This is a genomic window from Montanilutibacter psychrotolerans (genome assembly GCF_003719825.1).
GTDB lineage: Bacteria > Pseudomonadota > Gammaproteobacteria > Xanthomonadales > Xanthomonadaceae > Montanilutibacter > Montanilutibacter psychrotolerans.
Genome location: NZ_RIBS01000012.1, coordinates 12,243 through 31,335, shown reverse-complemented (window position 1 = coordinate 31,335; position 19,093 = coordinate 12,243). Strand labels below are relative to the sequence as shown.

Genomic DNA, 19,093 nt, shown 5'->3' with positions numbered 1-19,093 from the left:
TGGGTCGACGCCAGGGCAAAGCGCGCCAGAGAGCCCGCCGCCCTCCCCAGTACGCCATGCCGGTTCGCACCGTAGTAACCGCCCCGCGAGGGACGGACGCTGAAGTGCGGTCTGGCGCAACGGAGCAAGGAGTACGTATGAAGTTGGCATGGATCATGTGGTTGGCTTCGGTATTGCCGCCGCAGACAGCAGATTCGTTGTGCCTGAGCACCACCGTGTACCTCGAGGCCCGCGACCAGTCGGTGCGTGGCCAGCAGGCAGTCGCCGAGGTGGCCTTGCGCCGCCGTGACAGCGGGCTGTGGGGCGACACCGTCTGCGACGTCGTCACGGCCCGCAAGCAGTTCGCGCCGACCCTGGTGCCGCCGTCGACCCGCCTGAGCAATTCCGAGGCGTGGGCGGAGTCGGTGACGATCGCGCTCGAAGCCGAACGCAACTGGGCGCTACCGCCCGGCGAGCGAAAGGAAATCGTCCCCGGCGCCAGTCATTTCATGGCGCACGCGATCGCCAATCCCTCCTGGCGCAACGCGTACCAGGTGGCGACGATCGGCGACCACACCTTTCTGAAGGTGCAATCGCTGAAGCCGCGCAAGTCGTAATCCGTGACCCGCGGTGGCCCGCACAAGGCGGGGCTGCCGTGACGCAGCGTTGCGCCTGAGGCGTTGAGCATGTGCGGTGGGACGGCGATAGTCGCCGACCCGATTCCATCTGGAGACACCGCATGAAGCTCTACACCAAGCCGGGCGCCTGCTCGACGGCCGACCACATCGCGTTGCAGTGGACCGGGCAGCCGTTCGAGATCGAAGTGATGAGCAAGGAGTCGCTGAAGGCGTCGCCCTTCCTGGCGATCAATCCGGCCGGCTCGGTACCGGCGATCGTCGATGGCGACTTCACGCTGACCCAGAACGCCGCGATCCTGGGCTACATCGCCGACACCTACCCGCAAGCCGGTCTCGCCGGCGACGGCAGTGCGCGCCAGCGCGCCGAGGCGACCCGCTGGCTTGCGTTCGTGAACTCCGACCTGCACCCGGCATTCCGGCCGCTGTTCGCCCCGGCCGTCTACATCGCCGACGCCGACCAGCACGAGGCGGTCAAGCAGGCGGCACTCGCCCAGCTGCGCAAGCTGTTCGAACGTGCCGATCGCCAGCTCGAGGGCCGGGAATGGCTCGCCGGCTTCCGCAGCTTCGCCGACCCCTACTTCTACATCACGTTGCGCTGGGCCGATGGGGTGGGTCTGGACCTGGGCGGTCTGGACAACCTGACCGCGTTCAAGCAGCGCATGGCCGCCGATGCCGGCGTACAGGCCGCGTTGAAGGCCGAAGGGTTGACCTGAGTGATGGAACGGCCGGGGCGCGCCGATCGCGCCTCGACCGGTTACGCCGACGCCACCGAGCGCAGGTGCTCGTCGGATTCCTCCGCGAAATCGGTGCCATGCGCCTTGGCCAGCGCGATCTTGAGATCGCCCATCAGCGCCATCAAACCCGCGACGTCGACACAGCGCTCGATCCTGAGCTGCAGGAAGTAGCCGCGCAGCCCGAGATGCTGGCGCACCGTCTCCGACATCAGGGTGTAAAGGATGCCGTAGCGGCTGGCCTCGTCCGAAGCCACGGCGGGCACGGGCTTCGCGCCTTCGGTTGCCGCGTTGGCGCCGCGGGCGATCAGCCCGGCCGCCAGCAACTGGTCGAGCGCATTGGCCGGTCCGTGCAGCCCGGCGACGACACCGCGCAACTGGGCGACGCTACGTTGCCCATCGACCAGCAGCAGAACCGCCCGCAACGCGTTGGGCAGTTTCAGCGTCCGTTTGCGGATTTCTTCTCGACCGGCGTCGGTCTTGTGCGGCAACTCGTCATCGCGCATGGCTCCCCCTCGGGCCTGGAACGACTGGCTTGCACCGGGAACGTCTCCGAACGCGCATCCCGGCGGCGGCGCCGTCCCAAATATCGCACCCCGTGGCGGCAAATCGTGTGCGCCATGCCTCCCATTCGACCAATGGACGCGCCGAACGCGGCGCGGGCGGTCCGTCCGGACCGAGCACCCGACAGGCGGCACATCGTCAGCGCCCCGGAAAGCAGAAGGCCGCGCAACGCGCGGCCCCTGCCTATTCACTCGGCGTGACGCGGCCGGCCCGGTGTGACCGGGCCGGCCGACGCGGTCAGCGCTTGTCGATCGACACGTACTCGCGATCTTCCGGACCGGTGTAGTTGGCGCTCGGGCGGATGATCTTTCCGTCCTCGCGCTGCTCGATCACGTGCGCGCTCCAACCGGTGGTGCGAGCGATCACGAACAGCGGAGTGAACATCGGAGTCGGGATGCCCATCATGTGGTACGCCGACGCGCTGTACCAATCCAGGTTCGGGAACATCTTCTTGGTATCCATCATCAGGTTTTCGATGCGCTCGCTGACATCGAACAGCGTCTGGTTGCCGCCGTCCTTGCACAGCTTGCGCGAGATCTCCTTGATGATCGGATTGCGCGGATCGCCGATGGTGTACACCGGGTGGCCGAAGCCGATCACGATTTCCTTGCGCTCCATGCGCGCGCGGATATCGGCTTCCGCTTCGTCCGCGGTGCCGTAGCGCGAGATGATGTCCATCGCCACTTCGTTGGCGCCGCCATGCTTCGGGCCGCGCAGCGCACCGATCGCACCGGTGAGGCAGGAGTGCAGGTCGGAACCGGTGCCGGCGATCACGCGCGCGGTGAACGTGCTGGCATTGAACTCGTGCTCGGCATACAGCACCAGCGACTTGTCCAGCGCGTCGGCGTGCAACGCGCTCGGCGGCTCGCCGTGCAGCAGGTGCAGGAAGTGTGCGGCGACGTTGTCGTCGTCGGTCTCCACGTCGATGCGACGACCGTTGCGCGTGAAGTGCCACCAGTACAGCAACATCGACCCGAAGCTGGCGATCAGCTTGTCGGCGATGTCACGCGCCTCGGAAGACGGGTGACCGTCGCGCTCGGGCAGCACCGTGCCCAGCACCGAACAACCGGTACGCAGCACGTCCATCGGATGCGCGTTGGCCGGCACCAGTTCGAGCGCCTCGGCCACGATCACCGGCAGGCCGCGCAGGCGCTTGAGCTTGGTCTTGTAGGCATCGAGCTGCGATTGCGTCGGCAGCGCGCCATGCACCAGCAGGTGCGCGACTTCCTCGAACGAGGACTTCGTGGCGAGATCGTGGATGTCATAGCCACGGTAATGCAGGTCGTTGCCGCTGCGGCCCACCGTGCACAGCGCGGTGTTGCCAGCGGCGGTGCCGCTCAGCGCAACCGACTTCTTGGGCTTGGGCAGGACCTGGTTGGCGTTGTCGCTCATGGTTCTCTCCGTTTCGGACCAACGGCTCACGCCGTCAAATATCAGGAAGCGGTGGGTACCGCTTCGGTTGTCAAAAGGCTTCCGCGGGCGGCATCGGCGTCTCAGGTGCGTCGCCGATCTCGCCGGGAGGCGCGGCAGCCACGGTGGGCGCATTGGCCCGCCTCGCTGCCGCCCGGGCTCAGTCCTTCCTGCCGCCCGCGAACAGCTCGTCGAGCTTGTCCTCGTAGGCGTGATAGCCCAGGAAGTCGTACAGGTCGGCGCGCGTCTGCAGCGTGTCGACGATGCCCTTCTGCGTGCCTTCGCGGCGCACCGTCTCGTAGAAGTTCAACGCCGCCTTGTTCATGGCGCGGTACGCACCGCAGCAGTACAGCGCGATGTCGACACCGGCGCCGCGCAGGTCATCGGTGGTGAAAAACGGGGTGGAGCCGAACTCGGTCAGGTTTGCCAGGATCGGCACCTTCACCGCCTGCTTGAACTTGCGGTAGTCGTCGAGCGTCTGGATCGCTTCCGGGAAGATCATGTCGGCGCCGGCTTCGACGTAGGCGCAGGCACGTTCGATCGCCGAATCGACGCCTTCGACGGCCGCCGCATCGGTGCGGGCCATGATCACGAAGCCTGCGTCGGTACGCCCGTCGACGGCGGACTTGATCCGATCGACCATCTCGTCCTTCGTCACCACTTCCTTGCCGGGACGGTGCCCGCAGCGCTTCTGTCCGACCTGGTCTTCCATGTGCACGGCGGCCACGCCCACGCGCTCGAACGACTTGATGGTGCGGCCGATGTTGAACGCGCCGCCCCAACCGGTATCGATGTCGACCAGCAGCGGCATGCCGGTGGCGTCGACGATGCGGCGGGCGTCGGTGAGGACATCCTCCATCGTGCTGATGCCAAGGTCGGGTACGCCCAGCGAATTGGCGGCAACGCCGCCACCGGAAAGGTACAGCGCCTTGTATCCCACTCGCTTGGCCATCAGGCCGGCGTACGCGGTGATGGCGCCCATCACCTGCAGCGGAAGTTCTTCGGCGACGGCCGCGCGAAAACGCGCGCCTGCGGAAGGTTGCGGGGCCATGGCGTCTCCTGAGCTATGCGAAGCCGCCATTCTAGCCGAGGTGGGGAGGTCGGCCGTTGCGTCCGGCTCGGCTGACTCGCGGGCACGCGCTGGCGAGCTCGGTGGGACGAGCCGGTGCCACGCCTCAGCCGTCGGCGCCACGCTCGAGTGCGCGACGGACTTCGTCCAGCGCGGCCGGATCGTCGAGGGTCGACAGGTCTCCCGGATCGCGATCCTCGGCGAGCGCCTGGATCGAACGACGCAGCAACTTGCCCGAGCGCGTCTTCGGCAACGCGTTGAGTACGTAGACGCGTGCCGGTCGTGCAACCGCGCCAAGTCGCTCGACCACCTGTTGCCGCATGCCCGTGGCGGCCTGTGCGGCGCTCTCGGCGTGACCGGTCTGCTTGAGCGTGGCGAACACGACCGGCACCTGCCCTTTGAGCTCGTCGCGCACACCGACCACCGCGACTTCGGCGACGCTGGCGTGGGCCGCGCACGACTCCTCGATCTCACGCGTGCCGAGGCGGTGGCCGGCGACGTTGATGACGTCGTCGGTTCGACCCAGGATGAACGTGTAGCCGTCCGCGTCGCGGATCGCCCAATCCAGCGAGCTGTACACCAGCGATGGGAAGTGGCCGAAATAGCTGGACACGAAACGCGCGTCGTCGCGCCAGATCGTCGTCATGAACCCCGGCGGCAGTGGCGGGACGATTACCAACACACCCTTCTCGCCCGGCGCGACGTCCTCTCCGGTGCGGTCATCGAGCACGCGAAGGTTGTAGCCCGGCGTCGGCAATCCTGGTGATCCGAACTTCACCGGCTTCAACTCGATGCCCGGCATCAACGCCAACACCGGCCAGCCGGTCTCGGTCTGCCAGTAGTTGTCGATGATGGTCTTGCCGATGCCCTCGGTGATCCATTGCGACGTGGTTTCGTCGAGCGGCTCACCGGCAATGAACAGGTACTCCAATGCCGACAGGTCGTGCTTCTTCAGCCACGTGTCGTCCTGCTTCTTGAGCACGCGGATCGCGGTGGGTGCGGTGAACATCGTGCGCACGCCGTAGCGCTCGCAGATCCGCCACCAGACGCCGGGGTCGGGACTGGTGGGCAGGCCCTCGTAAAGGATCGATGTCGCCCCTGCGATCAACGGCCCGTACACGTTGTAGCTGTGGCCGACAGCCCAGCCCACGTCCGACGTGGCAAACATCGCCTGGCCCGCACGCACGTCGTAGATCGACCACATCGACATCGCCAGCGCGACGGCATAGCCGCCCACATCGCGCTGAACGCCCTTGGGCTTTCCGGTGGTGCCGGAGGTGTAGAGGATGTAGCTGGGCTCGTTGGACTCCAGCCACTCGACATCCACCTGAGCGCCATCGTGCTGCGCGCGCAGTGTCGCGTAGTCGACATCGCGCCCTTGGACCATCGTGTGGTCCGGGTCGAGTCCACGGTCCACCACCAGCACCTTGGGCGGTGGCGTCGCCGACTCGGCGCAAGCCGCATCGACCAGCGGCTTGTACGCGATGACCTTGCCGCCGCGCATGCCGGCATCGGCGCAGATCAGCAGCTTCGGTTCGGCGTCGTCGATACGCAATGCGAGGTTGTGTGCGGCAAAGCCTCCGAACACCACCGAGTGGATGGCGCCGATGCGCGCGCAGGCCAGCATCGCGAACACCGCCTCGGCCATGTTCGGCATGTAGATCACGACGCGATCGCCGCGGCCGACGCCGAGCGATCGGACCACCGCCGCGAAGGTGTTCACCTCGCGGTGCAATTGGCGGTAGCTGATCTCGCGCGTCTGGTTGGTCTCGGTCGAGACCGTGACCAGCGCGAGTTGTTCGGCGCGCTCATCGAGATGGCGGTCGATCGCGTTGTGGCACAGGTTGGTCAAACCCCCGACGAACCAGCGCCGGAATGGCGGATGGGAATCGTCGAGGATCCGGTCCGGTTGCCTGTGCCAATGGATGGCCTGCGCCTGCTCGGCCCAGAACGCCTCGGGCTGCTCGATCGAGCGTCGGTGGAAGTCCTCGTACTCCATGCATTGCCCTCCCGGGTGTCTGGCGACGGATCCGAGCATAGTCCGCAGCATTCGCCCAGGCGTTCCGACCTTGGTCGTACGAAGGAGACGCAACGACTCGGGCCGATTGTGCGCCCGTGCGTTTACCATCGTGCGGCCGCGACCCCGCCATGCGACGCACGCCAGGCGTTCACCCACCCACCGCTCAGACCGCCCATGCATCCAGCGCCCGACACCCGCCCGGCAAGCCAAGCTTCACTGCTGTTCGCGCGGGAGGCAGCACTGATCGCGGTGATTGTCCTGGCGATCAAGCTGGCATGGCTGGTCGCCGACCACACGCTGCGCGTCTACATGGGCGACTCGATGGTCTACCTGCAGACGGCCGCGTGGCTCAGCGCGGCGCCGGGTCGCTCGTTCCTGTACGGCGCCGTGCTGCACTTCAGCGCCATGCCGTTGCACACACCGATCGCCATCGTCATCGTGCAGGTGCTGTGGTCGACCCTCAGCACGCTGGGAGTGTTCGCGTTTCTGCGGCGCGCGCTGGGGCTGGGTTTCTGGCTGGCCGCGATCCCGGCATTGGCACTGGCCTCCGATCCGGCGCAGGTGTTCTTCGAGCGCATGGTGATGGCCGAGACGATCGGCCTGCTGGCGCTGGTCGCCACGGTGCTGGCGTACTCGCGTTACCTGTTCAACGGCAGCCTGTGGTGGTTCTTGGGTGCCTGCCTGTGCGGGCTTGGCGCGGCCAATTTCCGCACCAACCTGCTTCCCGTGGTGATCGGCCTTGGCATCACCGTGCCGCTGCTGCGGTTGCTGTTGCAGGCACCACTCGCGGACTGGCGTTTCCGGGCGCAGCACCTCGCTGCGGCGATGGCGATGCTGCTTGGGTCGCACCTTGCGTACACCCATGCCTACGGCTATCTCAACAAGTGCCCGCCGGGCTATCTCGCGCTGTCCGGGATGATGCAGGTCGGCCTGGTCGCCCCGCTCATCCGGGCCGAGGACTTCGAGGGCACGGGCGTTTCCGGCGATGTGCTCAAGCAGGTGCAACTGCCGCTCGACGACCACTGGCAGCGTGGCCACCACATCTGGGACGAGCGCGGTCTGTGGCGCACCATCGAGAAGAACAGCGCCGAGCCGGAGGCGGTCGCACGCGTGGTGACCCGGCGCGCGATGTTGCGCGATTTCACCGGCCTGCTACGCATCAACGTCGAGACACTGGGCGGCTACTTCGACCGCGAGAAGGTCTACTGGCGCATGCAGGACGACAAGGGCGTGATCGCGCCGGACGAGCATGCGTTGCAACGCATCCAGGAATGGTTGCGGTGGGATGCGCGCGGCGTCGATGCCATCGACACGCCCGCGCGCCGCTATTTCGCGGCGTCGACCGCGTGGCTGACGAGCTGCCTGTTCCTGCTGTTTCCGCTGGCCGTTGCAACCGCCGCGGCCGGATGGCGCACCTCGAAACGCGCGCAGTACTGCCTGCTGGCGCTGGTCTCGATGGGGTTGGTGGCGTCACACGTGCTGTTTGCGCACATCGTGTCCTTCCGCTACCTGCACCCGCTGCCCTGGTTCGTGCTGGCCAATGTCGCCGCGATTGCGGGAGCCTTCTTGCCGCAACGCGTCAGTCGCGAGGCGAGGACAGGCGAAGGTACGCCAACGCCTTGAGTTCGCGACGCGAGCGCGCAACCGCGTCCACCACCACGCCCACCATCCACGACAGCACGGCCAGCACCGAAAGTGCGGCGGCCACGATCAGGGTCGGAAAGCGCGGCACCAGTCCGGTCTGCAGGTAGGTCCACAGCACCGGCGACACCAGCACGGCGGCCAGGCCGGCGAAAGATGCACCCAAGGCGCCGTAGAAGTGGATCGGGCGCTCGGCAGCGTAAAGGCGGAGCATCGTGCGCAGGATCCGGAACCCATCGCGCCAGGTGTTGAGTTTGCTGACGGAGCCCGCCGGCCGCTCCTTGTAGGACGTCGCGATTTCGGCTACGGGCATCCGCAGCTCCAGCGCGTGCACGGTCAGTTCGGTTTCGATCTCGAAGCCGGTCGACTGGGCCGGGAAGCTCTTCGCGAAGCGGCGCGAGAACGCACGGTAGCCCGACAGGATGTCGCGGCAACTGCGTCCGAACAGGCGCGACAGGAAGCCGGTCAGCAGGCGATTTCCCCAGACATGGCCGGGGCGGTACGCCAACTCGCCGGTCGCCTCGCGCAAGCCGACCACCATGTCGTGGCCTTCCAGCACCTTTTCGACCAGCGCAGGGGCGGCGCTGGCATCGTAGGTGTTGTCGCCGTCGACCATCACGTAGACGTCGGCGTCGATGTCCGCGAACTGCCGACGCACGACGTTTCCCTTGCCCTGCAACTGCACCGAACGCACTTCGGCACCTGCAGCCCGTGCGACTTCGATGGTGCGGTCGCTGGAGTTGTTGTCGTAGACGACGATCCGCGCGTCGGGCAGCGCCTGGCGCATGGCGTCCACCACCTGCCGGATCGCCACTTCCTCGTTGAAGCAAGGGATCAGAACCGCAACTCGTGGTGTCACCGCGTCCCTTCCTTTTTCCCGCCCCGAATCGAAAGACGCCCGCCATTGCGGCGGGCGTCCGGGATGGCAGCCGGGGCTGCCGGTATTGCGTGCAGATCAGCCCAGCAGGTGCGCCACGCCGGCGCGCTCTTCCTCGAGCTCGGCCAGGGTCTTGTCCATCGCCGCGCGGCTGAACTCGTCCACCGGCAGGCCTTCAACGCGGGTGTACTCGCCGTTTTCGGTGATCACCGGCACGCCGTACATCACGCCTTCCGGAATGCCGTAGCTGCCGTCGGACGGAACGCCCATCGTCACCCACTTGCCGTTGCTGCCCAGGACCCAGTCACGGATGTGGTCGATGGCGGCATTGGCTGCCGAGGCCGCCGACGACAGGCCGCGCGCTTCGATGATGGCCGCGCCACGCTTGCCGACCTGCGGGATAAACGCGTTGGCGTTCCAGTCGGCGTCGTTGATCTGGTCCTTCAGCGACTGGCCGTTGACAGTGGCGAAGCGGTAGTCCGGGTACATGGTCGGGCTGTGGTTGCCCCACACGACCAGCTTCTCGATGTCGCCCACGGCCACGCCGGCCTTGGTGGCCAGCTGCGACAGCGCGCGGTTGTGGTCCAGACGCAGCATCGCGGTGAAGTTCTTCGCCGGCAGGTCCGGCGCCGACTTCATGGCGATGTAGGCATTGGTGTTGGCCGGGTTGCCGACCACCAGCACCTTGACGTTGCGCGAGGCCACCTTGTTCAGCGCAGCACCCTGCGCAGTGAAGATCTTCGCGTTCTCGAGCAGCAGGTCCTTGCGCTCCATGCCCGGGCCGCGCGGACGCGCGCCGACCAGCAGGGCCACGTCGGCGTCCTTGAACGCGACCTCGGCGTCGTCGGTGCCGACCACGCCGGCGAGCAGCGGGAACGCGCAGTCCTCAAGCTCCATGATCACGCCCTTGAGCGCGGCCTGGGCCTTTTCCATCGGCAGCTCGAGCAGTTGCAGGATGACCGGCTGGTCCTTGCCGAGCATCTCGCCCGAGGCGATGCGGAACAGCAGCGAGTAGCCGATCTGGCCGGCGGCACCGGTGACGGCAACACGAACGGGAGTCTTCATGGGAAATTCCTTGCGCAAGAATTAGGAGGCATGGGCTGCCGCGTCAGAACACGCGATAGCCAAGTGGGGCGAGTCGTTCTTTCAATTCGGCGGTCTGGTAACCGTGCACCACGTGCTGACCGATCACGGTGGTGGGCACGCCTTGCGCGCCAAGGGCCTGCATTGCCCGATTGCCTTCCGGCGTTTCCACGTCCAGGACGCGGTAGCGCACGTTGGCCATCTCGAACTCCCGCTGCTGCTTGCGGCAATAGCCGCACCACTGCGCGAAGAGCATGACGATGCGGTTGTCGCCGGTTGCCATGCGCGGATCGTCCGGATGCATGGGCTGCTCGCGCGGGCCGGTGAGCTTGAACAGCCCACCGATTGCCGCAAGGATCAACAACAGCCAGATGACGCGCATGGCGGTCCCGGTCAGCCCAGCTCGGAGAAGAACTCCTGGAACCGCTGCAGGCCCGGGGCCAGCTGCGGTGTCGGGCAGGTGTAGCTGATGCGCAGCGCGCGCGGTTCACCGAACGCCGAACCGGGTACGCACGCCACACCCTTGGCTTCGAGCAGGGCGTTGCAGAAGTCGACATCGTTGTCGATGCGGACACCCGTCGGGCCGTGGGTCTTGCCGAACGCGACGCTGATGTCCGGGAACACGTAGAACGCGCCCTGCGGCCGCGGGCAAACCACGCCCGGGATCGCGTTCATGACGTCCATGACCTGGTCGCGCTTGGCCTGGAACTCGGCGCACTTGGCCACCGGCACGTCCTGCGGACCCGACAGCGCGGCCACTGCGGCGGCGCTGACGACTTCGGGCAGGTTGGTGATGTGGTTGGAATTCATCGTCACCACGGCCTGGGCCACGGCTTCGGGACCGGCCATGAAGCCGACGCGCCAGCCGGGCATGCCGTAGGTCTTGGACAGCGAGTCGATGAAGATCACGCGGTCGCGCAGCTCGGGACGGGCGTGCACGAAGTTGTGGTAACCCAGGCCGTCGAACACCATGCGGTTGTAGATGTCGTCGGTGATGATCCAGGTGTCCGGATAGTTCACCAGCACGTCGGCCAGGGCGCTGATCTCTTCCTTCGAATAGACCATGCCCGTCGGGTTGGACGGGTTGTTGAACAGGAACACGCGCGGCTTCTTGGCCAGCGCCGCATCGAGCTGGGCCGGCGTGAGCTTGTAGTCCTGCGCGGCCGGGCACGGCAGCAGCTCGATCTTCGCGTTGACGATCTCGGCGATGTCGAGGTAGCTGGTCCAGTACGGCGCCGGGAAGACGATGGTGTCGCCCTCGTCCAGCAGCGCCTCGGCGAGGTTGTAGATCACGTGCTTGGCGCCGACGCCGGTGGCGCAGTTGACGCGGCCATAGCCACTCAGCCCCACCTTGTCCATGTGCGCCAGGAATGCGTCGAGCATCGCGTCCGCGCCGCGATTGCTGCCGTACTGGCCGCTGTCCTTGGCCAGCGCGTCGCGCGCTGCCGCGTAGACGTGGTCGCCAGGCAGGAAATTCGGGACGCCGATCGAGAAGCTGATGATGTCGCGGCCTTCGCCCTTCAGGCGTTTGGCTTTTTCAGCGACCTGCATGATCGCGCTGGGCTTGGCGCGACCGATGCGCCTGGCAAGCTGGGGCATCGTGATGACCTCGTGGGAGTCGAAAGTGGGGTCCGGCATGGCCGGTGTCGAGCCCCAAAATGGTAGCACGCAGGCCCGCCGCGACCCCTTGCGGACATGGCCGCGACAGCGTGCCCGGCAAAGGCCCGCACAGCACGACGCCCGCTCCGGCAAGCGGTGGCGGGCGTCGGGACGGCCTGTGTGATGCAAACCAACTGAACAGGCCTGCTGGGCAGGCCGGTTGAGCTGGGCAGGCCGGTTGAGCAGGTCGACGCAGCGGTCGACCACGTCCGGAATCAGGCGCTGGCGCGCTCGTCGAGGATCCGGTTCCAGTCAGCAACGCGGTCGGCCTTCGCGGCCAGCACGGCGGCGGTATCGCCCTCGATCTTCACCGACTTGATGGTGTCGCCCTGCTTCACCGCGTCGACCACTTCGATGCCCTCGAGCACTTTGCCGAACACGGTGTGCTTGCCGTCCAGCCACGGGCAGGCGACGTGTGTGATGAAGAACTGGCTACCGTTCGTCGCCGGGCCGGCATTGGCCATCGACAGCACGCCACGCTGGTGGCCCAAGCCGTTGCGGGCCTCGTCCTCGAACTTGTAACCCGGGCCACCGGTGCCACGGCCTTCCGGGCAGCCGCCCTGGACCATGAAATCCGGGATCACACGGTGGAAGTTGAGGCCGTCGTAGTAGCCGCGAAGGACCAGATTCACGAAGTTGGCGACGGTCAGCGGCGCCTTGTCGGCGGCAAGTTCAACGCGGATCGGGCCGCGGTCGGTGTCGAAGGTGGCGATCAGGCTCATGGACGTCTCCTGGGACGTTGGGGGACTAGCGGGTGGGTCGGGGCCGGGTCAGGCCGGGGTACGGCGTCGACATGGCGACGATCCGGGCGATCCACAAGGATACCCCGCCCCGTTCAGGCAATCCGGCAGCCGTCATCGCAGACCGGTATACTTGTCGGCTTCCTTAGCTGCCTCAGCGCCCTTCGTGGCGCCCTCCCCGCATGTCCATCGAACGCCTGCGCAATATCGCCATCGTCGCCCACGTCGACCATGGCAAGACCACCCTCGTCGACCAGCTGCTCAAGCAGTCCGGCACCCTCGACGAGCGCGCCATCGTTCCCGACCGGGTGATGGACAGCAACGACATCGAAAAGGAACGTGGCATCACGATCCTGTCGAAGAACACCGCCATCCGCTGGACCGACAAGGACGGCGAAGTCTGGCGCATCAACATCGTCGACACCCCGGGCCACGCCGACTTCGGTGGCGAGGTCGAGCGCGTTCTGTCGATGGTCGACTCGGTTCTGATCCTGGTCGACGCGATGGACGGCCCGATGCCGCAGACCCGCTTCGTCACGCAGAAGGCCTTCGCGATGGGCTTCAAGCCGATCGTCGTGGTCAACAAGGTCGACCGCCCGGGCGCCCGCGCCGACTGGGTGCTGGACCAGACCTTCGACCTGTTCGACCGCCTCGGCGCGACCGACGACCAGCTCGACTTCACCACCGTCTACGCCTCGGGCCTGCAGGGCTATGCCGGCGACACCCCCGACGTGCGTGGCGGCGACATGACCCACCTGTTCGAGACCATCTGCAAGCACGTGCCGGCACCGCCGGTCGATCCGGATGGCCCGTTCCAGTTGCGCGTCACCTCGCTGGACTACAACAACTACGTCGGCATCATCGGCGTCGGCCGAATCCAGCGCGGCAAGGTCAAGACCAACCAGCAGGTCACCGTGATGGACCGCGAGGGCAAGACCCGCAACGGCAAGGTGCTGCAGGTGCTGGGCTTCATGGGCCTGGAGCGTGTGGAAGTGAACGAGGCCCAGGCGGGCGACATCATCGCGTTCAGCGGCATCGAAGGCCTCGGCATCTCCGATACGGTCTGCGATCCGGCCGCGGTCGAACAGCTGCCCATCCTGACCGTCGACGAGCCGACCATCTCGATGACCTTCCAGGTCAACGACTCGCCGTTCGCCGGCGTGAAGGACCGCAGCGGCGGCAAGTTCCTGACCTCGCGCCAGCTGCGTGACCGCCTGACCCGCGAGACCGCGCACAACGTTGCACTCAAGGTCGAAGACACAGGCGACGCCGACAAGTTCAAGGTCAGCGGCCGCGGCGAGCTGCACCTGTCCATCCTGATCGAAAACATGCGTCGCGAAGGCTACGAGCTGGCCGTGTCGCGCCCGGAAGTGATCATCAAGGAAATCGACGGGATCATGCAGGAGCCGTTCGAGCAGCTGGTGGTCGACATGGAAGAGCAGTTCCAGGGCGGCGTCATGGGCCGCCTCGGCGAGCGCAAGGCGCTGCTGCAGAACATGGAACCCGACGGCAAGGGCCGCGTGCGCCTGGAGTTCATCATCCCGGCGCGTGGCCTGATCGGCTTCCAGACCGAGTTCCGCACGCTGACCGCCGGCACGGGCCTGCTGTTCCACGTGTTCGACCACTTCGGTCCGAAGATGGAAGGCGAGATCGGCCAACGCCAGAACGGCGTGCTGATCTCCAACGGCACCGGTCCGTCGCCGGCCTACGCGCAGATCGCGATGCAGGAGCGTGGCCGCCTGTTCATCGAGCCGGGCGAGGAGATCTACGAGGGTCAGATCGTCGGCATCAACTCCAAGGACAACGACCTCACCGTCAATGCCCTGCGCGGCAAGCAGCTCACCAACTTCCGCGCCTCGGGCACCGACAAGGACGAGGGCCTGATCCCGGCGATCAAGCTGTCGCTCGAGCAGGCGCTGGAGTTCATCGACGACGACGAGCTGGTCGAAGTCACGCCCAAGCAGATCCGTCTGCGCAAGAAGTTCCGCACCGAGAACGACCGCAAGCGCGCCTCGCGCGCCGCCTGACCGTCGCCACCGGCAGCAGCAAGAAGCCCCGCGAATGCGGGGCTTTTTGTTTGCACTCGCGCCGCGCCCGGGCAGACCCATTGGTGGCGGCGCTCAGCTTGCCTCGAGCGCGTGTCGCCTGACCTCGCCATCGACAACAGCAAAAAACCCCGCGAGTGCGGGGCTTTTGTTTGAATCCGCGCCGATCCCGAGCGGACCCGGGTGGCGGCGCTCAGGCGACCGCGAGCCTCGGGCGTTGCCCTACCGTCGCCATCGACAACAGCAAAAAGCCCCGCGAGTGCGGGGCTTTTGCTTGTTGCATCCGCGCCATTCCCAGGCGGCCTGGGTGGCGACCGTGCTCAGGTGGCCGCGAGCGTCGCGTGCTTGCGCACGATCAGCATCGCCACCTCGAGCGCCTGTTCGTAGTTCAGGCGCGGATCGACGGTGGAGTGGTACGCCCGCTCGAGATCGGTTTCGGTCAGCTCGCGCGCGCCGCCGAGGCACTCGGTGACATCCTCGCCCGTCAGCTCCAGGTGCACGCCACCAAGCCGGGTTCCGGCCGCGGCGTGCATGTCGAACGCCAGCTCGAGCTCGCGCCCGATGTTGTCGAAACGGCGCGTCTTGTAGCCATTCGCGGTCGACTCGGTGTTGCCGTGCATCGGATCGCAGACCCAGAGCACGCGGCGGCCATCGCGCTTCACCGCATCGAGCAGGGCCGGCAGCTTGTCGGCGATGTGCTTCGCACCCATGCGGTGGATGAACGTCAGTCGCCCCGCCTCGTCGTCGGGGTTGAGTACATCGATCACGCGCAGCAGCTGGTCCGGCGTTACCGACGGCCCCACCTTGAGCGCAATCGGATTGCGGATGCCGCGGAAATACTCGACATGCGCGCCATCCACCGCGGCCGTCCGCATGCCGATCCACGGGTAGTGGGTGCTGAGGTTGAACCAGCCCCAATGGCGCGGGACTTCGCGAGTCTGCGATTCCTCGTAAGGCAGCAGCAGGGCCTCGTGCGAGGTGTAGAAATCCACCCGGTTGAGGTTGTGCACCTCGGCGCCGGACAGGGTTTCCATGAAGCGCACCGCATCGCCGATGCCGGCGACCATGTGACGGTACTCGTCGGCCAGTGGCGAATGACCGACCCAGCTGAGGTTCCAGTATTCGGGATGGTGCAGGTCGGCGAAACCGCCATCGATCAGTGCGCGGACGAAATTCATCGTCATCGCCGAACGGGCGTGTCCCTTGACCATGCGGCGCGGGTCCGGGATACGCGCGGGTTCGGAAAACTCTGGCGCATTGACCATGTCGCCCCGGTAGCTGGGCAGGGTCACGCCGTCGATCGTCTCCGAATCCGACGAACGCGGCTTGGCGTACTGGCCGGCGAAGCGCCCCACCCGTACCACCGGCTTGCGCAGGCCGTGCACCAGCACGAGGCTCATCTGCAGCAGCACCTTCAGCCGGTTCGAGATGACCTCGGACGAGCACGAGTCGAAGGTCTCGGCGCAGTCACCGCCCTGCAGCAGAAAGCGTTTGCCTTCCTGGGCCTCGGCAATCTGTTGCTTGAGCGCCAGGATCTCCCAGGACGTCACCAGCGGCGGCAGCGCGCGCAGCTCACCCAGCACGCCGTCCAGCACGGCCTGGTCGGGATACTGGGGCAACTGCAAGGCCGGCCGGCCACGCCACGACGTCGGCGCCCATTCGCTCGGGAGGTTCACGGGATGCAGGTTTCGGCTCTTGTTCGACATGTGCGTTCCATGGCTTGTTGCAAAGCAGCAAGCATCATGGTGGGTGCTACCGCGCCGTGCAACGGTTACGTGGGCAACCGTGGCGCACCGTCAGCGCCGGACAAACGCCGCAAACGCCGCCCAGACAGCCAGCACCACGAAGCAGATCAGGCTCCAGGCCGGCATCGACAGGCCGAGGAACGTCCAGTCGATGTCCCCGCAATTCCCGCTCGCGGTGAGCACCTTGCGGACCAGGTCGAACGTAGACATCGTCTCGCGCATGAACGATATCGGCGCGCCGCACCCGCCGGACTCGGCCGGATAAAGCTGCACCCACACGTGGCGCGCGGCGATGCCGATGCCGGACAGGGCCGCGATCGTCGCCAGCACGCCGTACGCGCGGCGACCGCCCACGCTTCGCGGCGAATGCAATCCGGCGACAAGAAACACCAGGCCGAGCGCAGCGAACGCAATGCGCTGGAAGATGCACAGGTTGCAAGGCTCGAAGCCATCGTGGAGCTGCACGAAAATGGCGTAAGCCAGCACGGCGACGCAGGCCAGGAAACCGAGCAGATACTGGGTGCGGAACGAACCGCGCAGAAGAGGATTGGTCATGCGCGAAGCTTAGCCGCTGCCAAGGGCGAAACGAAGCGGCGCCCGCTGTCCGAACGCGATGCGCGGGATGAGCGCAGGGCGCCAATGGCCCGCCACGGCAGGCGCAAGCGGCGGCGTTCGATTGAACGCCATCGAACGGCAACCCGGCGCCGTAGACCCGGCATCCCACAGGGCGCAGAAACGCAAGAAGCCCCGGCAAGCCGGGGCTCCTGCGACGGCTGGCGAACCTCCGCCAGTCGATGGACGTGCTACGGATTACTCCGTGGCGGCGTCCGGGCGATCAACGAGCTCGACATAGGCCATCGGCGCATTGTCACCAGCGCGGAAACCGCACTTGAGGATGCGCAGGTAACCGCCCGGACGCTCGCGGTAACGCGGGCCCAGTTCGATGAAGAGCTTGCCGACGGCCTGCTTGTCACGCAGACGCGAGAACGCGAGACGGCGGTTTGCAACGCCATCGGCCTTCGCCATCGTGATCAGCGGTTCTGCGACGCGACGCAGTTCCTTGGCCTTCGGCAGGGTGGTACGGATCAGTTCGTGCTTGATCAGGGACGCAGCCATGTTGCTGAACATCGCATCGCGATGCGAGCTGGTGCGGCTGAACTTGCGTCCGGATTTCTGGTGGCGCATGGTCGTATTTCCTAATTAGCCCATCATGCCGTGCGAGGCGATGCCGGCGGGCGGCCAGTTTTCGAGCTTCATGCCGAGCGAAAGGCCGCGCTGTGCCAGCACTTCCTTGATCTCGGTGAGCGACTTCTTGCCAAGGTTCGGGGTCTTGAGCAGTTCGACTTCGGTCTTCTGGATCAGATCACCGACGTAGTAGATGCTCTCGGCCTTGAGGCAGTTCGCCGAACGCACGGTCAGCTCGAGGTCGTCGATCGGACGCAGCAGGATCGGGTCGATGCCGCTGGTCGCCGGCTTCGCCGCACCGCGGTCGCGGTGGGTGAAGTCGCCGAACACCGACAGCTGATCGGTGAGGATGTCGGCCGCAGTACGGACGGCTTCCTCGGCGTCGATCGTGCCGTTGGTCTCGATGTCCAGGACCAGCTTGTCGAGGTCGGTGCGCTGTTCGACGCGAGCCGCTTCCACGGCATACGCGACGCGACGGACCGGCGAGAAGCTCGCGTCCAGCATCAGGCGACCGATGGTGCGGGTCTCCTCGTCCGGACGACGACGCGCGGCGGCCGGCTGGTAGCCGTAACCACGCTCGATCTTGAGGCGCATGTTGATCGCGGTGTCCTTGGTCAGGTGCGCGATCACGTGCTCCGGATTCAGGATCTCGACGTTGTGGTCGGTCTTGATGTCGGCAGCGGTGATGACGCCCGGACCCTGCTTGGCCAGCGAAAGCGTGGACGCTTCACCGGTGTGCATGCGGATCGCGACGTCCTTGAGGTTCAGCAGGACCTCGAGCACGTCCTCCTGCAGGCCTTCGACCGTGGTGTACTCGTGCAGCACGCCATCGATTTCAACTTCGGTGATGGCGAAACCCGGAATCGACGACAGCAGCACCCGGCGCAGCGCATTGCCGAGGGTGTGGCCGTAGCCACGCTCCAGCGGCTCGATCACTACCTTCGCGCGGTTGCCGGCGAGGCGTTCGATCTGGGGACCGCGGGGACGCAGTACCTGGTTGGCGGTAACCGTCATGTTGTGGTGTCTCCTGCGGACCCCCGCCGCAGCGGGGATCCAAAACAATGGATTACTTCGAGTACAGCTCGACGATCAGCGCTTCGTTGATGTCTGCCGGCAGGTCCGCACGATCCGGAACCGCCTTGAACACACCGCTGAACTTCTTGCTGTCAACCTCGACCCACGACGGCGACAGGTCCATCTGCTGCGACACGGTCAGGGATTCCTGAACGCGAAGCTGCTTCTGGGCGCGCTCGGAGAGCGCAATCGCATCACCAGCCTTGACCTGGTAGGAAGGCAGGTTGACCGACTTGCCGTTGACCGTGACACCGCGGTGCGAGACCAGCTGACGGGCGGCCGGACGGGTGACCGCGAAGCCCATGCGGTAGACGACGTTGTCGAGACGCGTCTCCAGGAGCTGCAGCAGGTTCTCGCCGGTGTTGCCCTTCTTGGTCGAAGCCTTCTTGTAGTAGTTGCGGAACTGACGCTCCAGCAGACCGTAGATACGCTTGACCTTCTGCTTCTCGCGAAGCTGGTTGGCGTAGTCGGACAGCTTGCCCCTACGGGCGATGGGGCCATGCTGGCCGGGCTTCTGCTCGAGCTTGCACTTGGAATCCAGTGCGCGCGAGGAGGACTTCAAGCCCAGGTCGGCGCCTTCGCGACGAGCGAGCTTACAGGTGGGACCGATATAACGAGCCATTTTTCTTCAGC

General features: G+C 66.2%; 18 protein-coding genes. 4 read left to right on the top strand and 14 right to left on the bottom strand.

Annotated features, from left to right (window positions below):
• Positions 1-137: 137 nt before the first annotated feature.
• Together EER27_RS16265 and EER27_RS16260 are read left to right on the top strand one after the other, a co-directional pair.
• Positions 138-596, top strand: a complete 459-nt coding sequence (locus tag EER27_RS16265; RefSeq protein WP_123089196.1) for a cell wall hydrolase — start codon at positions 138-140, stop codon at positions 594-596.
• A gap of 122 nt (positions 597-718) precedes the next feature.
• On the top strand, positions 719-1,330 hold the full coding sequence (locus EER27_RS16260; protein ID WP_123089195.1) for a glutathione binding-like protein: 612 nt from the start codon (positions 719-721) through the stop codon (positions 1,328-1,330).
• Between the two features lie 41 nt (positions 1,331-1,371).
• On the opposite strand, the gene EER27_RS16255 is transcribed toward EER27_RS16260, so the two are convergent.
• From EER27_RS16255 to prpE, 4 genes are all read right to left on the bottom strand, one after another.
• On the bottom strand, positions 1,372-1,854 hold the full coding sequence (locus EER27_RS16255; RefSeq protein ID WP_123089194.1) for a hypothetical protein: 483 nt from the start codon (positions 1,852-1,854) through the stop codon (positions 1,372-1,374).
• 295 nt (positions 1,855-2,149) lie between these two features.
• Positions 2,150-3,304, bottom strand: coding sequence for a bifunctional 2-methylcitrate synthase/citrate synthase (gene prpC / locus EER27_RS16250; protein ID WP_123089193.1), 1,155 nt, complete (start codon positions 3,302-3,304; stop codon positions 2,150-2,152).
• A 178-nt stretch (positions 3,305-3,482) separates the two neighbouring features.
• A complete protein-coding gene (gene prpB, locus EER27_RS16245; protein WP_123089192.1) occupies positions 3,483-4,373 on the bottom strand; it encodes a methylisocitrate lyase in 891 nt (296 codons plus the stop codon).
• Positions 4,374-4,497: 124 nt separating this feature from the next.
• Complete coding sequence (gene prpE / locus EER27_RS16240) at positions 4,498-6,390, bottom strand: propionate--CoA ligase (protein ID WP_123089191.1); 1,893 nt, start codon at positions 6,388-6,390, stop codon at positions 4,498-4,500.
• A gap of 195 nt (positions 6,391-6,585) precedes the next feature.
• Between prpE and EER27_RS16235 the strand changes: the two genes are divergently transcribed.
• Positions 6,586-8,034 (top strand): hypothetical protein, encoded by a 1,449-nt coding sequence (locus tag EER27_RS16235; RefSeq protein WP_123089190.1) that lies wholly within the window; start codon positions 6,586-6,588, stop codon positions 8,032-8,034.
• Here EER27_RS16235 and EER27_RS16230 read toward each other — a convergent pair.
• From EER27_RS16230 to EER27_RS16210, 5 genes are all read right to left on the bottom strand, one after another.
• A complete protein-coding gene (locus tag EER27_RS16230; RefSeq protein ID WP_123089189.1) occupies positions 7,991-8,911 on the bottom strand; it encodes a glycosyltransferase in 921 nt (306 codons plus the stop codon). The genes EER27_RS16235 and EER27_RS16230 overlap by 44 nt on opposite strands.
• Before the next feature lie 96 nt (positions 8,912-9,007).
• Entirely contained in the window at positions 9,008-9,994 is a 987-nt protein-coding gene (locus EER27_RS16225) for a malate dehydrogenase (RefSeq protein WP_123089188.1), read from the bottom strand.
• 43 nt (positions 9,995-10,037) lie between these two features.
• Positions 10,038-10,394, bottom strand: a complete 357-nt coding sequence (locus EER27_RS16220; protein WP_123089187.1) for a glutaredoxin family protein — start codon at positions 10,392-10,394, stop codon at positions 10,038-10,040.
• Positions 10,395-10,405: 11 nt separating this feature from the next.
• Positions 10,406-11,650 (bottom strand): aminotransferase class I/II-fold pyridoxal phosphate-dependent enzyme, encoded by a 1,245-nt coding sequence (locus tag EER27_RS16215; RefSeq protein ID WP_223807378.1) that lies wholly within the window; start codon positions 11,648-11,650, stop codon positions 10,406-10,408.
• A 236-nt stretch (positions 11,651-11,886) separates the two neighbouring features.
• Positions 11,887-12,393, bottom strand: a complete 507-nt coding sequence (locus EER27_RS16210; protein WP_123089186.1) for a peptidylprolyl isomerase — start codon at positions 12,391-12,393, stop codon at positions 11,887-11,889.
• Between the two features lie 200 nt (positions 12,394-12,593).
• Here EER27_RS16210 and typA point away from each other — a divergent pair, with 200 nt between their 5' ends.
• Positions 12,594-14,438 carry a translational GTPase TypA gene (gene typA, locus EER27_RS16205; protein ID WP_123089185.1) on the top strand — a complete coding sequence of 615 codons (1,845 nt, stop codon included), beginning with the start codon at positions 12,594-12,596 and terminating at the stop codon, positions 14,436-14,438.
• Between the two features lie 338 nt (positions 14,439-14,776).
• On the opposite strand, the gene EER27_RS16200 is transcribed toward typA, so the two are convergent.
• From EER27_RS16200 to rpsD, 5 genes are all read right to left on the bottom strand, one after another.
• Entirely contained in the window at positions 14,777-16,162 is a 1,386-nt protein-coding gene (locus EER27_RS16200; protein WP_123089184.1) for a class II 3-deoxy-7-phosphoheptulonate synthase, read from the bottom strand.
• A gap of 90 nt (positions 16,163-16,252) precedes the next feature.
• The gene (locus EER27_RS16195; RefSeq protein ID WP_123089183.1) at positions 16,253-16,756 is read right to left on the bottom strand and encodes a disulfide bond formation protein B; all 504 of its coding nucleotides are present in this window, start codon (positions 16,754-16,756) and stop codon (positions 16,253-16,255) included.
• Positions 16,757-17,011: 255 nt separating this feature from the next.
• Positions 17,012-17,386 carry a 50S ribosomal protein L17 gene (rplQ, locus tag EER27_RS16190; protein ID WP_123089182.1) on the bottom strand — a complete coding sequence of 125 codons (375 nt, stop codon included), beginning with the start codon at positions 17,384-17,386 and terminating at the stop codon, positions 17,012-17,014.
• 15 nt (positions 17,387-17,401) lie between these two features.
• Complete coding sequence (locus tag EER27_RS16185; RefSeq protein WP_123089181.1) at positions 17,402-18,400, bottom strand: DNA-directed RNA polymerase subunit alpha; 999 nt, start codon at positions 18,398-18,400, stop codon at positions 17,402-17,404.
• Between the two features lie 52 nt (positions 18,401-18,452).
• The gene (rpsD, locus tag EER27_RS16180; protein ID WP_123089180.1) at positions 18,453-19,082 is read right to left on the bottom strand and encodes a 30S ribosomal protein S4; all 630 of its coding nucleotides are present in this window, start codon (positions 19,080-19,082) and stop codon (positions 18,453-18,455) included.
• Positions 19,083-19,093 lie beyond the last annotated feature (11 nt).